Origin of the sequence: Chryseobacterium artocarpi (assembly GCF_001684975.1) — a bacterium.
Taxonomy (GTDB): domain Bacteria; phylum Bacteroidota; class Bacteroidia; order Flavobacteriales; family Weeksellaceae; genus Chryseobacterium; species Chryseobacterium artocarpi.
Genome location: NZ_MAYH01000001.1, coordinates 619601 through 633214 on the forward strand (window position 1 = coordinate 619601; position 13614 = coordinate 633214).

At 33.9% G+C, this 13614-nt stretch carries 13 protein-coding genes; 9 read left to right on the forward strand and 4 right to left on the reverse strand.

What is annotated here, in order from left to right; translation table 11 throughout:
* The first annotated feature begins 89 nt into the window (after positions 1 to 89).
* From BBI01_RS02620 to BBI01_RS02635, 4 genes are all read left to right on the forward strand, one after another.
* The gene (locus BBI01_RS02620) at positions 90 to 599 is read left to right on the forward strand and encodes an RNA polymerase sigma factor (protein ID WP_065393121.1); all 510 of its coding nucleotides are present in this window, start codon (positions 90 to 92) and stop codon (positions 597 to 599) included.
* 11 nt (positions 600 to 610) lie between these two features.
* A complete protein-coding gene (locus BBI01_RS02625; RefSeq protein ID WP_065393347.1) occupies positions 611 to 1426 on the forward strand; it encodes a hypothetical protein in 816 nt (271 codons plus the stop codon).
* A gap of 247 nt (positions 1427 to 1673) precedes the next feature.
* Positions 1674 to 2171: an RNA polymerase sigma factor gene (locus BBI01_RS02630; RefSeq protein ID WP_065393122.1), complete on the forward strand. Its 498-nt coding sequence runs from the start codon at positions 1674 to 1676 to the stop codon at positions 2169 to 2171.
* Positions 2172 to 2192: 21 nt separating this feature from the next.
* The gene (locus BBI01_RS02635) at positions 2193 to 2783 is read left to right on the forward strand and encodes a hypothetical protein (protein ID WP_065393123.1); all 591 of its coding nucleotides are present in this window, start codon (positions 2193 to 2195) and stop codon (positions 2781 to 2783) included.
* Positions 2784 to 2839: 56 nt separating this feature from the next.
* Here the strand turns inward: BBI01_RS02635 and BBI01_RS02640 are convergent, their stop codons facing one another.
* Positions 2840 to 4345 carry a S41 family peptidase gene (locus BBI01_RS02640; RefSeq protein WP_228393923.1) on the reverse strand — a complete coding sequence of 502 codons (1506 nt, stop codon included), beginning with the start codon at positions 4343 to 4345 and terminating at the stop codon, positions 2840 to 2842.
* 200 nt (positions 4346 to 4545) lie between these two features.
* On the opposite strand from BBI01_RS02640, the gene BBI01_RS02645 reads away from it, so the two are divergent.
* Positions 4546 to 5640: an MBL fold metallo-hydrolase gene (locus BBI01_RS02645; RefSeq protein ID WP_228393924.1), complete on the forward strand. Its 1095-nt coding sequence runs from the start codon at positions 4546 to 4548 to the stop codon at positions 5638 to 5640.
* Here the strand turns inward: BBI01_RS02645 and BBI01_RS02650 are convergent, their stop codons facing one another.
* Entirely contained in the window at positions 5641 to 5928 is a 288-nt protein-coding gene (locus BBI01_RS02650) for a GNAT family N-acetyltransferase (protein WP_065393348.1), read from the reverse strand.
* Between the two features lie 432 nt (positions 5929 to 6360).
* Between BBI01_RS02650 and BBI01_RS02655 the strand changes: the two genes are divergently transcribed.
* The 4 genes from BBI01_RS02655 to BBI01_RS02670 all read left to right on the forward strand — a co-directional run bounded on the left by BBI01_RS02655 (position 6361) and on the right by BBI01_RS02670 (position 10098).
* Positions 6361 to 6819 carry a hypothetical protein gene (locus BBI01_RS02655; RefSeq protein ID WP_065393126.1) on the forward strand — a complete coding sequence of 153 codons (459 nt, stop codon included), beginning with the start codon at positions 6361 to 6363 and terminating at the stop codon, positions 6817 to 6819.
* Between the two features lie 211 nt (positions 6820 to 7030).
* A complete protein-coding gene (locus tag BBI01_RS02660; protein WP_065393127.1) occupies positions 7031 to 7936 on the forward strand; it encodes a helix-turn-helix domain-containing protein in 906 nt (301 codons plus the stop codon).
* 88 nt (positions 7937 to 8024) lie between these two features.
* Positions 8025 to 9026, forward strand: coding sequence for an aldo/keto reductase (locus BBI01_RS02665; RefSeq protein ID WP_065393128.1), 1002 nt, complete (start codon positions 8025 to 8027; stop codon positions 9024 to 9026).
* Between the two features lie 79 nt (positions 9027 to 9105).
* Positions 9106 to 10098 carry an MBL fold metallo-hydrolase gene (locus BBI01_RS02670; RefSeq protein WP_065393129.1) on the forward strand — a complete coding sequence of 331 codons (993 nt, stop codon included), beginning with the start codon at positions 9106 to 9108 and terminating at the stop codon, positions 10096 to 10098.
* A gap of 458 nt (positions 10099 to 10556) precedes the next feature.
* Here the strand turns inward: BBI01_RS02670 and BBI01_RS02675 are convergent, their stop codons facing one another.
* Both BBI01_RS02675 and BBI01_RS02680 read right to left on the reverse strand, forming a co-directional pair.
* Positions 10557 to 11051, reverse strand: a complete 495-nt coding sequence (locus tag BBI01_RS02675; protein WP_065393130.1) for a DUF6265 family protein — start codon at positions 11049 to 11051, stop codon at positions 10557 to 10559.
* Positions 11052 to 11172: 121 nt separating this feature from the next.
* Positions 11173 to 13389, reverse strand: a complete 2217-nt coding sequence (locus BBI01_RS02680; protein ID WP_065393131.1) for an NADP-dependent isocitrate dehydrogenase — start codon at positions 13387 to 13389, stop codon at positions 11173 to 11175.
* Positions 13390 to 13614 lie beyond the last annotated feature (225 nt).

Genomic DNA, 13614 nt, shown 5'->3' on the forward strand with positions numbered 1-13614 from the left:
TTAATTTAATGGCTGGAATTAGAATTTTTGTGTTATAAATAAAGGTGAAACTTGTATAAAGTATTGCCCTAAGGATTAGTGTGTAAATCATGTCTGGATCGGAAAAAGAATTTTTAGCGAAAATTGAGAAGCACAAAGGTGTTATTTTCAAGATCTCTAAAATGTATATGGATAATAAGGACGATCAGAATGATCTCTATCAGGAGATTATTTACCAAGCCTGGAAATCGTATGGTGATTTTCAGAGGAGGAGTGATTTCTCAACCTGGCTCTATAGAACTGCGCTGAACACTGCAATTGTTTTCCTGCGAAGTGAAAAAAAGCGTAGTTTTATACAGAATCAGAATATTGATGGATTGAATGCTAAGCAGGAACCTTATAATGATACGGATGATAAGAATATGAAGATGATGTATGATGCAATTCATCAACTAAGCCCTATTGATAAGGCTTTGATTTTTTTCTTTCTTGAGGATTTCCCGGGAAAGGAAATTGCCCGACAGCTGGGAATAACAGAAGTAAATGCAAGAGTGAAGCTTAAAAGAGCAAAAGAACGATTGAAAGAAATTATATCCAAGCAGACTGCGGGTTCAAATTAACACATATGAACATGGAGTTAGAAAATTTTAAAGAACTTTGGAATAAAGATACAGGTAAGGATCAACCTGAAATTTCCCTGGAGAAACAACGAGAGATACATTCTCCTATTCAGATGCTGAAAATAAATATGAAGACTGAGTTTTGGCTTATGGTCATTACTTTACCTTTGTTGTTTACCAGTGTCCCTTTTGCTTCGGCAGACTCTAATATCAGAACTATCTCTGCATTTGTCACGGTGCTTACAGTGGCTTTTATAACGTATTTTTATTCTCGTTTTCTTAAGCTTTACAAATTGCTTCAAAAGAATAGCATTAATACAAATTACGATTTGTTTAATCTTAAAACCCAGCTTCTTATATCGAAAGAAATCTATATCTCATACTACATTTCCTATATTCCGCTTGCTTTTCTACTATCTCTTATTAAGATCAATTTCCATTTTGATATAGAGTATAACTTAGCTATTTTCGGGATTAGCTTTTTGATTACTTTACTGTTGGTTTGTTTTATCATTAAATACTGGATCTATTATATGTATGGCAGGTATATAGATGATGTAATAAGCCTCGTAGATGAGTTAAATGGTTTGGAAATAAAGCATAAAGCTGAAAAGAAAAGAACTTGGTTTGAGAGGTCACAGAAGTTTTTCATGAATAAAATGGGTGTAAAAGGGAATATATTGAATACAATTATTTGGTTTGTTTCGGTGTATATATTCATTATTTTATTTTTGACATTTGTTCTTTTAATCATTATCATCATTGGTGCAAAATTGGACTTTATTGATCTTGTAAGCTTACAAAGAGCTTTAAACAGGGTGAATTAAAAATATATTCTAAATAGAAACAAAGCCGGACAAAAAAAATGTCCGGCTTTGTTTTGAAATAGTGTAACATTTTCAAATTTTCTCTACTAACTACAAAAATTATTTCGACTTGTACTATCCTAAAAAATAGTAAAAACTCAAAACACAATGAGGACCTGACAGTATTTTCTGTTAGGTTTTTTTATTTTTTTCAAATATTCTGTAACAATTTTTTTAAACGAAAACTAACTCTATAGAGTAACAAGCTATGACCTCACCAGAGCAAAAGTTTATCCGTACAATAGAAAAGCATAAAGGAATCATTTTTAAGATTTCTAAGATGTACATGTCTGAAAAAGATGATCAGGATGACCTTTTTCAGGAAATTACTTATCAGCTTTGGAAAGCATATTCCAGCTTCAGGGGAGAAAGTGAATTTTCAACATGGTTGTACAGAATTGCTTTAAATACAGCTATTATTTTCCTTAAAACCAATAAGCGGAGAAGTTTTATAGCAAATGAAGATGTTTCCAATTATGTTATCACTCAGGAAGACTATGATTATAGTAAGGAGGAAAGATTAGCCAAAATGTATAATGCCATCCAGCAGCTTAATCCTATTGACAAAGCCTTTATTTTTTATTATCTGGAAGATTTCTCGGGAAAACAGATTGCCGATCAGATGGGCATTTCCGAAGGAAATGTAAGAGTGAAAATGAACAGGGCAAAAAATAAACTTAAAGATATCTTAAGCCAACATAATTAACCACATTAAATCAACAATCCAATGAATATAGATGAATTGAAAAATACATGGAATGAAGATATTACGGATAAAACTCCGGAAATTAGTATAGAACAACAAAATAAAATACATCTTCCTCTTGAAAAGGTACGTAAAAATATGCGTAATGAATTCTGGTGGATCATCGGAATCTTTGTCTTTGCCTTTTTGGTTTGTTCAATTTGCAGACCTTTTAAATTACAGTTATATATCACTGTTTTAATTGCTTCCATGCTGATTGTTACCATTTTCTTTTTCAGTAAATTTTTTAAACTGTACAATGATATTAGTAATACAGAGCTTAAAACCTACGATTCTCTGAAAGATCTCATAAATCAGCTTAATCTGAATAAACAGTATTATCTATCCTATTATATCAGTTTTGCCCCATTTATAGTTTGTGAAATGCTTATCGTTTTGGAATTCATACCGTGGAGAGAACCCTTAGGGGAAATGAACGTAGCTCTTATATTGATCGTTTCTGTGATTATAGGGTTGTTTCTACTTTTCTTTTGTGGCAAATATTGGTTTCACCATTACTATGGCAAATATATCAGGCATATTGAATCACTTCTTAAAGAATTAAAAGAATGAAAATAGTTTCGGCGGGCTGAAAGCCCGCCGAAACTGATTATGATGTAAATAAATGATTAAATTTTTGCCTTTTCCTTGGCGATTTCATTTTTGATCCAATCCAGTTGTGGATCTTTTTTATCTATGATATCCTGCATATTTTCTTTAATTGAAACATCAGGAACAACTCCTTTTTTAGAATCGGAAAACTCTATATTAGGCTGTACAAGTAGCAATCCGATAGGAAATCTTATTTCTGAGTTGGGCAGTTTCTGATAAGAATAGAATCCGGCAACCGTTCCATCATTGGCACCACCGGTTTCTTCACCCACTAAAATTGCTCTTTTATCATTTTTCAATTTTGCTGTAATGATAGAGGATGCAGAAAAGCTACCACCGTTGATCAAAACAAATACCTTTCCGTTGAAAGCTTCTTTATTAGGTTTCATAGGTTTATCAGCTTTCATTTTATAGAAAACTTTTCCCTCTTTTTTATAAGTACTGAATGCCTGGGCAAAGAAATAGCTAGGATAAGCAATACTTTTGAAGGCAAATTCCAGAGGAGTGCTTTTCCTGAAATAATTGGTTCTCAAAGGAACATCTCTTGATGTCACCTGTGATGGTTTTATCAGAGTAAAAGGTTTGTCTGCAAGATAAGAATACAGATTATTGATCTCATATAGAGAACCTCCGTAATTATTACGAACATCTATGATGAGGTAATCCGACTTTGCATTTTTAATCTTTGAAAATGTTTTTTTATAAAACTCTTCTGAATACTCCCTTGAAAAACTTTTCACTTTTATATAAGCAATAGAGCTGTCTTTATCCAGAAATTTAAAACTTCGGTTGTAAGAATTGCTGGAAGCTACATAATCATTCAGTTTTCTTTCCTGAGTACGTTTCTTCATTTCCTTATCTTTCTCTAGATCAGTGTCAGATTTAGTTTCTCTAGTTAAGGTATATGAATGTTTTTCACCTTTATAAATAGTCTCTAAGGTTACTTTATTTTCCAATCCATTTTCTGCGGTATAGTAATTAAAGAACAGATCTTTTAAAAAATAGGGTTGAAAAGTAGTATTGTAACCATCACTACTGATAAGGCTTCTGTATTTTTTTATATAAGTTGAAACCGGGACATTGTTGATAGACAAAATTTCTGTTCCGGGTTGAATATTTTCAATAGAATCATTATTTTGAATAATATACATCTGATCATCGGAAATGTAGTATTCAAAACGGCTGAACAATCCTTTTTGATGTTCTAATTTTTTAATTTCACTCTTTGTAAACTTTTTTCTGGGTATCCTTAATGAAAGATGCCCTTCACGAATATCCGCAATTACAGGTTGAAACCTAAAATAAAACTGAAGTGGAGTAAGGGGCTCCGTAAGGGTTTGTTTCAGGCTGTCAAGTTTATGTTCTAATTGTTGCTTAGGAATATACCAGTACAGCTGAGGATGCATTTTCTGTAGTTTTGCATAAGCATAATCTACATCCTCTTTAAGCCGATCAGGGGGAATGTATGAAGCACGCTGTTCGTTATGCCTTTTAATAGATGCACATGACGAAAGTGTAGCCAAAATAAATATTATCGAATAATTTTTCAATATATCTTTGAGTTTTTAAGCTGCTAAATTAGAAAGTTTATAGTTAATCATCCCTTAAATGAATAATAAACTTTCTGAAATACGTGATAAATTTAGTTAAAAAAAGAGACTCAATGAGTACATATTTTCATTTATAGATAAAAGTCTATAAATTTGATGTTTATTTTTGAATGATGTATTGGATTGTCACGATTGTGGTTGTATTGATCATATCTTATTTTATCGTAATAAATGGGAAAGCCTTTGGAGGAGTGCCAAAAGGAAAACGACTCGAAAGAATCAGACAATCGAAGCTCTATGGAAAAAATAAATTTCAAAATATCAGCCATACTCCATCCATTGCAGAGGGATATAATATGACAAAGGTGACCTTAGATTTCCTATTTGGAAAGAAAGATCCTTTGTTGAAGCCTCTTAAAGAAATTCCCTCAGTTTATACAGATTTAAGGAAATTAGATAAAAATCAGGATGTTTTTATTTGGTTGGGGCATTCATCATATTATATACAGACTGACGGAGTATCCTTCCTCATAGATCCGGTATTGAGCCTGTATGGTTCCCCTTTTAAATATTTCAATAAAGCATTTAAAGGTTCTGATGTTTTCAAATCAGAAGATATTCCGGATCTTGACTATCTGGTGATTACTCACGATCATTTTGACCATTTGGATTATCCTACAGTGAAATCGATCAGATCACGAACAGGAAAGGTTGTTGTTCCACTGGGAGTAGGAGCGCATTTTGAAAGATGGGGATATCCTGAAAATAAACTCATTGAAGAAGAATGGGGAACAGAAATCGAACTCAAGAATAATATAAAACTGATATTTACACCAGCCAGACATTTTTCCGGTCGAAGAGTAAAACAGAATGACACACTTTGGACTTCTTACGTACTTGATACTCCTACAAAGAAAATATTTTTGGGTGGTGATAGTGGCTATGATACCCATTTTAAAATGATCGGAGAAAAATATGGTCCTTTCAATTATGCGATTCTCGAAAACGGACAGTATGGTGAAGCATGGAGATATATTCATACACTTCCTGAAGACGTAATTCAGGCTGCAATAGATGTAAAGGCAGAACATATTATTCCAGTGCATGCTGCAAAATTTGCGCTTGCTCTTCATCCTTGGAATGAACCTTTACAAAAGATTACAAGCCTTGGGAAAGAAAAAGAATTACATATCCTTACTCCGATGATCGGGGAGGTGGTTGTTTTAAACGGATCTGATCAGCAGTTTTCTACCTGGTGGGAAGACTGATCAGGCATGCCAGATGTCTTTATATCTCCTTGGATGGTTTTCAAATTGTTGACGAACGAAATCACATTCAGGGTCTACAAGCAAATCTTTTTCTTCCGCATAACGTACCAGCTCATCCAGCAATAATTTGGCATATCCTTTCCCTTCACGTTCTTCGTCAAGCTTGGTATAATATACAATAAGAAGTCTTCCATCAACCTCTATGGACATATATCCTGCTTTTTTTCCGTCAATAAGTAGCTGCAATTCATCCTGATATGGAGATACCGTAAATTTTATGTTTTCCATAATGATAAAGATTTGGTTGATTAAAAAAACACTTTTGAAAACTTTCAAAAGTAATCTCTCCATTAAAATTACAAAATTAATTGATACGATGTAAAGCTTTTTGATAATCTTAACGAATTTTATAAGGATATGATGAAAAGTTAAAATAGTAGGGAATTTAGGATGATTAAAAATATAATTATCAATCATGATCGTCTTAATTCATAGTTTCTAGACTGAAACTTTCAGCAAATTCAATCTGTTTAATCATCTTTCGAAAAATAATAATCTTAATTTTTTTTAATTATTAACTGTAAAAGTGATATGATAATATAAATTATTTTGAAGATAATCAGTTGTTTAAAGTTTTTATTAACAAATATTGGCAATTCAGAATGATAATTGGCACTTTAATTGACTATGTCAACATGTTTAATTTAAAAGAGGAATGAAATGAAAAAGTTTTTGCTAACAGCATTTTTGATTGGGACGTTCAGTCTGAGCTATGCCCAGTCAGATTATTATAATGATTACAGACGAAGTATTTCGGATGTTAACTGGCAAAATGTAATCACAGATTTAGTGCTTTCAAGTGTGCAGGCGAAGCAGATCTACGTATTAAATGACAGATATCGTGATTATGATACATGGAACAGAGTATATGTAGTAGATCCGGGAAGATGGAGAGGTGACAGATATTCTGAACTGGAAAGAATTCTTGGAAGAGAAAAATACCTGGTTTTTAAAAAGAAATATTACAGAGGACAAAATCCGGTAATTGTATACGGTAGAAGTAAAAATGACTATAAAAATTATAAAAAATACCGTAAGGAACAGGATAAATATTATAAAGAAAGAGCTAAACAATACAAAAAGGAACATAAGCACCACGGTCACGATCATTGGGACTAGACCATTATCAACTATTATATATATTCACTATTTAAATGACTGGCATTCGTGTCGGTCATTTTTTATATAATAATAAGTTTTTTAAGTTTAAGCATACTAACAAAGATCCGATCAATCAAGGAATAGGTTTTCTTTGCTCGTCTTTCCAATATTTAAAAATTAACACAATCATTTTATATTTTGGTATGTTTGAATTTTATAACTTTGAAATATGGAATCAAGTGAATCTTTAGAAGGTTTTTACGAAAGAAATGCTCCCAATCATAATTTACAATGTATTGGTGCTGTTGGTATGGGACATTTTAATGTGTTTTCAAGAGAGCATTGTGCTCTGTTATCACCCTATAGTAGAAGAGATTATTATAAAATATCATTAATTATAGGAAAGGGAAAGCTTCATTATGCAGACAAATGGATCCGTGTGGAACGTCCTGCTTTGTTATTTTCGAATCCTATCGTTCCTTATTCATGGGAAGCAGATGATGAAGATCAGAAAGGTTGGTTTTGCCTTTTTACAGAGACTTTTCTGCAGAATGGAAACCGTTTGGGAAATCTTCAGGATTCCCCGCTTTTTAAGATTGGAGGAACTCCCGTTTTCTTTGTGGATGATGAACAGCAGGAGGTTCTTTCTGATCTGTTTACCAAAATGACAACAGAAATACAATCAGATTATGTTCATAAATATGATATGCTGAGAGCGTATCTTCATCTTATGATTCACGAAACGATGAAAATGCGTCCGGCAGAAACTTTTGAACCCTATCAAAATGCTTCGCAAAGAGTTGCTTCTTTATTTATGGAACTGTTGGAAAGACAATTTCCCATTGATAGCCCTGATGCATTCTTGAAATTAAAGAGTCCGAATGATTATGCACAAAGTCTTTCCATTCATGTCAATTCTTTAAACCGTTCAGTAAAAGAAATTACGGGGAAAACGACCAGTCAGCAGATTACCGGGCGAATCATTCAGGAAGCCAATGCTTTACTTACTCATACAGACTGGAATATTGCCGAGATTGCATATGGATTGGGTTTTGAAGAACCGGCTTATTTTACCAATTACTTTAAAAAACAAACGGGAATAACGCCAAATGCATTGAGATCTAGCCTTGTTTGAAATTTATAATTCTTGGTTTGAATTCTATACCGTGGGTCACAGCTTCATGTTCTAATTTTGTCCTAATCAAATTTTAAAAAATACCATCATGAAATTTAAAGAATTAGGAAACACAGGCGAGCAGCTTTCTGCTATTGGTTTAGGATGTATGGGGATGAGCTTTGCTTACGGTCCCGCAGACGAGCAGGAAAGTATCAATACCTTGCATAGAGCACTGGATTTGGGTGTCAACTTCTGGGATACAGCGGATATGTATGCTAACGGAGAAAATGAAAAACTGATTTCTAAGGTTTTAGTACCGAATAGAGACAAGATTTTTATTGCTACAAAATTCGGATTCCGCTTTAAAGATGGAACGGCAAGTCACAGTGGTGCTCCCGGGACTTATTTTGACGGTTCCCCGGAATGGATCAGAAAGGCAGTAGATTTAAGCCTTCAACGATTGAAAATAGATACTATTGATTTGTATTACGCCCATCGAGTGGATCCCAATGTTCCGGTAGAAGAAACAGTAGGAGCAATGGCAGAATTGGTAAAAGCAGGAAAGGTGAAATATCTTGGATTATCTGAAGCATCAGCAGAATCTATTAAAAAAGCAAATAAAATCCATCCAATTGCCGCATTACAATCCGAGTATTCTATCCTTACGAAAGATGTTGAAAGCGAAATCTTACCAACGATCAGAGATTTAGGAATTTCCTTGGTTCCTTATTCACCATTGGCGAGAGGGCTTTTTGCCAATATCAATGAAGTGCAAAGCCTTGATGATGATGATTTTAGAAAATCATTACCCCGTTACCAACAGGAATATCTTGAAAATAATACCAAATTGGCAAATGAAATCAATGAATTTGCAGCTTCCAAAGGAGTGAAAGGAACTCAGTTGGCGCTGGCATGGGTATTGAATCAAGGAGATGATATTATTCCAATTCCGGGAACTAAAAGAATCAAATATCTTGAAGAAAATATTGCAGCCGTTAATATCGATCTTTCCCAGTCTGATCTGAATACCATTGATGCTATCCTTAAAAAGTATCCGAATGTAGGAGAAAGGTATACTGAAGGGTCAATGAAATTAGTAAATAACTAAAAATTACACTTAAGCTGGGTTTCTGAATAACGGAAGCTCAGTTTTTTTGTTATTGAAGAAAATTGAAAAGCAATATATCATGAATAGAAGAGACTTATTAAAAAAGAGCTTATTAGCAGGTGGATTAAGCATGGTTCCTTTTTCCAATGTTTTTGCAGAATCCAAGTCCGTTCTGAAAAAAATTGAAGAGGATCTGTCCGGATATAAAAAGATTAAATTGGGAGAACTGGACCTATTCGTTCTTACGGACGGATATATCCATGAAACAGATGTGGGTTCATTTTCTCCACGAGCGAATGTTTTCGAGTTAAAAGCTATTCTTAAAGATCATTTTAGATCAGAAGATTATATTGATATGGCGATGAATATTTTGCTCGTTAAAACAAAAAGCAAATTGATATTATTTGATACTGGTTTAGGTGTTTTTTCAGATGAAAAATCCGGATTTTTATTGAAAAGTCTCCAAAAAGCAGGTTTTTCAGCAAAAGATATTACTGATGTATTTATTTCCCATGCCCATCCGGATCATATTGGTGGAGTGGTGGATAAGCAGAATAATTTTGTTTTTCCCAATGCTGCTATTTTCATTTCAAAAATTGAATACGATTTCTGGATGAATGCGTCTATTAAAGATTTTAATAATAGTGCTTTAAAAGCGAAACCAGAAATGCTGGGTCAGATAATTCCTGCGTTACAAAATATATTAAAGACAATTAAACCGAGGTTAAAATTCTATGATCTCGACAATGTATTTTATGATAATTTCAAGTTTCAGCTCGCACCGGGGCATACTCCGGGGTTAACGGTTACCACAATATCCTCCGGGAATGAGAAACTGATGTATATTGCAGATCTCATCCATTCTGACGTTCTTCTTTTTCCACATCCCGAATGGGGATTTTCCGGAGATACAGATCTTGATATTGCAACCACTTCAAGGAAAAAGCTTTTACAGCAGTTAGCTGATAGTAAAACCAGAGCGTTTGCCTGTCATTTACCATGGCCCGGCTTAGGATTTACAAAGAAACAAGGAGTTGCATTTGAATGGATTCCGGAAAGCTTTATGAATTAAATAATACATTCAATACTGGAGATTATTTACTCAAAAGCTATTATGAAAATAGGTAAGCAACATACAATTTTATCAGCGATAAAATCTTTACGCCTTTTGGGAAATCATTAAAAAACATCTTGCGCCTTAGCGTTTCCAAACCTATTAAAACTACCTTTCAAAGTTGATTTGTTCGCAATAATAGGGTTGTAATATTTGTGAAAAAATTAGTGATATTTGTGTTTGAAAAATTTTAAGTTGGAAAATGTAAAGGCACAAAGAATTATTATGTTAGCTGTTTTTAAGGCGCAAGGGAATCAAAGATTCTCAGTAAGGAATATGCTGTTTTCAAATAACCTCTCTGTGATAAAAATATTTAACCACATAGTTTCCTAGGCTTTTAGAGTTATAATATTTCATCTGTGTATTCGTGGCAATACAAAACAAAAAAAGCCCCTTAAAAAGGAGCTTTTTTGATATTATTTAATTGGGTCAAACTCAAAAGGAATATTCATTTTTTCATTAGAAATAACAGCTTTTAATTTTTTGCCTTCTGATGAATACTGAATTCGTTTTGGAAAATCTAAAGAATCATTAATGCACACAAATTCATTGTTTTTTTGTTCAGTCATTTTGAATTCAATGAATTGTTTTTCTTTTGGCGTTTTCACCAATAGACTCCATTTTCCATCGGTACTAACAAGCTTCATCGTTTCCTTGCTGATGGTATCCTTTTTTTGTAGGGTAAATCCAATTCCCGAATATTCTGTAGCACTTATTTTGTTCCAGTTTTCAAAAGTTTCTTTTCCTGCTTTTTCGTTTGCTCTTTTCCACTTTCCGGTTAACCAATCAAAATCTACAGGAATTTCTTTTTCTGAGGTAGTTTCTGCTGTTCCAGGTTGATCCCTTTTAGGATTTTGTTTGCAGGATAAGATTAATAAGGCAGTTAGTAAAAGAAGGAGTGAGTTTTTCATAATAATGAGTTTTATTCTTGTAAATATATAAAAAATCACAAAAAATAGAACGGAATACTGCTAAAATCAAAAAACCTCGCAGATTGCGAGGTTTTTGTATGATGAATAGAGTCTCTAAAGATTAGATTCCGTCAATGATTTCATTTAAAACAGTACTTGGTCTCATTGCCGCATACGTTTTGTAAGTATCAGTTTTGTAGTAACCTTCAATGTTTTGAGGCTTACCTTGAGCACCAATTAATTCAGCATTGATTACCTCTTCGTTTTCCTGCATTGCAGCTGCCACAGGAGCGAATTGTGCTGCTAATTCAGCATCAGAAGTCTGGTTTGCTAAAGCTTCAGCCCAATACATTGCTAAATAGAAGTGAGAACCTCTGTTATCGATTTGTCCTACTTTTCTTGCAGGAGATTTATCAGTAGCTAAGAATTTGGCGTTTGCTTCATCCAATGCATCAGCTAACACCTGAGATTTTGTATTCCCCTGAGTTTGTGCTAAATGCTCTAAAGAAGCCTGTAATGCTAAGAATTCACCTAGAGAATCCCATCTTAAGTATCCTTCTTCAAGGAATTGCTCTACGTGTTTTGGAGCAGAACCTCCGGCACCTGTTTCAAATAAACCACCACCGTTCATTAATGGAACAATAGAAAGCATTTTAGCAGAAGTACCAAGTTCAAGGATTGGGAAAAGGTCAGTTAAGTAATCTCTTAATACGTTTCCTGAAACAGAAATAGTATCTTTTCCTTCTCTTGCTCTCTTTAATGTTTCAGTCATTGCATCTTTTACATCAAGGATTCTGATGTCAAGACCTGTTGTATCGTGGTCAGCAAGATATTTTTCTACCTTTTTGATGATTTCTCTGTCGTGAGCTCTTCCTTTGTCTAACCAGAAGATAGCAGGAGTATCAGATAATCTTGATCTGTTTACAGCCAATTTTACCCAGTCCTGGATAGGAGCATCTTTAGTCTGACACATTCTGAAGATATCACCTTTTTCTACTTTCTGAGAAAGAAGGACGTTTCCAGCTTCATCCTGAACTTCTACAATTCCGTCAGCAGATAATTGGAAAGTTTTATCGTGAGAACCATATTCTTCAGCTTTTTGAGCCATTAATCCAACGTTTGGAACAGATCCCATTGTTGTAGGGTCCAATTTTCCGTGTGCTTTCATATCATCAATTACAGACTGATAGAAACCAGCGTAAGAACGGTCAGGAATGATACAAACTGTATCTTCTTCATTTCCGTCTTTGTTCCACATTTTACCTCCGCCTCTTACTAAAGCAGCCATAGATGCGTCTACAATGATGTCAGAAGGTACGTGGAAGTTAGTAATTCCTTTGTCAGAATTTACCATTGCTACTCTTGGTCCGTCAGCAAGTGTTTTTTCAATATCAGCTTTAATATCAGCTTCCTGAGCATTTCCTTTGATTTTTTCGAAAAGATCAGCAAGACCGTTATTTGGGTTAATATCTAAAGATTTGAAAGTTTCAGCATATTTAGTGAATACCTCTTTGAAGAAAGTCTCTACAATAGCCCCGAAAATAATTGGGTCAGAGATTTTCATCATCGTAGCTTTAAGGTGAGCAGAAAGAAGTACGTTTCTGTTTTTAGCTTCTTCAATAGCTTCCTGAACGAATGCTTTCAATGCATTAAGGTTCATTACAGAAGAATCGATTACTTCACCAGCCTGAAGACCTGCGAAGTCTTTCAATACTGTTTCACCTTCATTTCCTTTGAATACGATTCTGTATTTTGTAGCATTTTCTAACGTTGTAGAAGTTTCTGTACCGTAGAAATCACCATTGTTCATGTGAGCCACGTCAGTTTTGCTATCAGATGCCCAGTTACCCATTCTGTGAGGGTTTGCTTTAGCATAGTTTTTAACAGCTTTCGGAGCACGTCTGTCAGAATTTCCTTCTCTTAATACAGGGTTTACAGCACTTCCTAAAACTTTTGCATATTTAGCTTTGATTGCCTTTTCATCATCATTCTTAGGCTCAGCAGGATAATTTGGAACTGCAAAACCTTTAGCTTGTAATTCAGCAATAGCAGCATCCAACTGAGGAACAGATGCAGAAATATTTGGTAACTTGATGATATTCGCATCAGGTTGAGTAGCCAATTCTCCTAGTTCAGCTAAAGCATCACCAATTTTTTGGTCGTCTTTTAAGAATTCAGGAAAGTTTGCTAAAATTCTGCCTGCCAAAGAAATATCCGGAACAGCGATTTCAATATTTGCTGATTTAGTGAAAGCTTTTACAATTGGTAAAAACGAGTGTGTAGCCAGCATTGGAGCTTCATCAGTAAGTGTGTAATAGATTTTTGATTTTTCTGACATTATACTGTTATTTTTTATTTGAAATTTTAAGTCCCACAAATTTACTAAATATGATTGTTTTATTTGAGGTTTTTACATAAAAAAACAGACTATAATTCCTTTAAATTTATATTGAAGGAATGGATTGCATTAAAAACTCATACATGAGTTTTGGGAAGTGGCATAACGGTTTCATGAATTTAAAACTGATTATGCAATATTAATTGTTACTTTATGATTAATTTA

What these genes read in the sequence shown, in the direction of transcription:
- BBI01_RS02680 (WP_065393131.1), bottom strand. Translation starts at nt 13,389, where the DNA reads ATGTCAGAAAAATCAAAAATCTATTACACACTTACTGATGAAGCTCCA.
- BBI01_RS02625 (WP_065393347.1), top strand. Translation starts at nt 611, where the DNA reads ATGGAGTTAGAAAATTTTAAAGAACTTTGGAATAAAGATACAGGTAAG.
- BBI01_RS02665 (WP_065393128.1), top strand. Translation starts at nt 8,025, where the DNA reads ATGAAATTTAAAGAATTAGGAAACACAGGCGAGCAGCTTTCTGCTATT.
- BBI01_RS02620 (WP_065393121.1), top strand. Translation starts at nt 90, where the DNA reads ATGTCTGGATCGGAAAAAGAATTTTTAGCGAAAATTGAGAAGCACAAA.
- BBI01_RS02660 (WP_065393127.1), top strand. Translation starts at nt 7,031, where the DNA reads ATGGAATCAAGTGAATCTTTAGAAGGTTTTTACGAAAGAAATGCTCCC.
- BBI01_RS02675 (WP_065393130.1), bottom strand. Translation starts at nt 11,051, where the DNA reads ATGAAAAACTCACTCCTTCTTTTACTAACTGCCTTATTAATCTTATCC.
- BBI01_RS02655 (WP_065393126.1), top strand. Translation starts at nt 6,361, where the DNA reads ATGAAAAAGTTTTTGCTAACAGCATTTTTGATTGGGACGTTCAGTCTG.
- BBI01_RS02650 (WP_065393348.1), bottom strand. Translation starts at nt 5,928, where the DNA reads ATGGAAAACATAAAATTTACGGTATCTCCATATCAGGATGAATTGCAG.
- BBI01_RS02635 (WP_065393123.1), top strand. Translation starts at nt 2,193, where the DNA reads ATGAATATAGATGAATTGAAAAATACATGGAATGAAGATATTACGGAT.
- BBI01_RS02670 (WP_065393129.1), top strand. Translation starts at nt 9,106, where the DNA reads ATGAATAGAAGAGACTTATTAAAAAAGAGCTTATTAGCAGGTGGATTA.
- BBI01_RS02630 (WP_065393122.1), top strand. Translation starts at nt 1,674, where the DNA reads ATGACCTCACCAGAGCAAAAGTTTATCCGTACAATAGAAAAGCATAAA.
- BBI01_RS02645 (WP_228393924.1), top strand. Translation starts at nt 4,546, where the DNA reads ATGTATTGGATTGTCACGATTGTGGTTGTATTGATCATATCTTATTTT.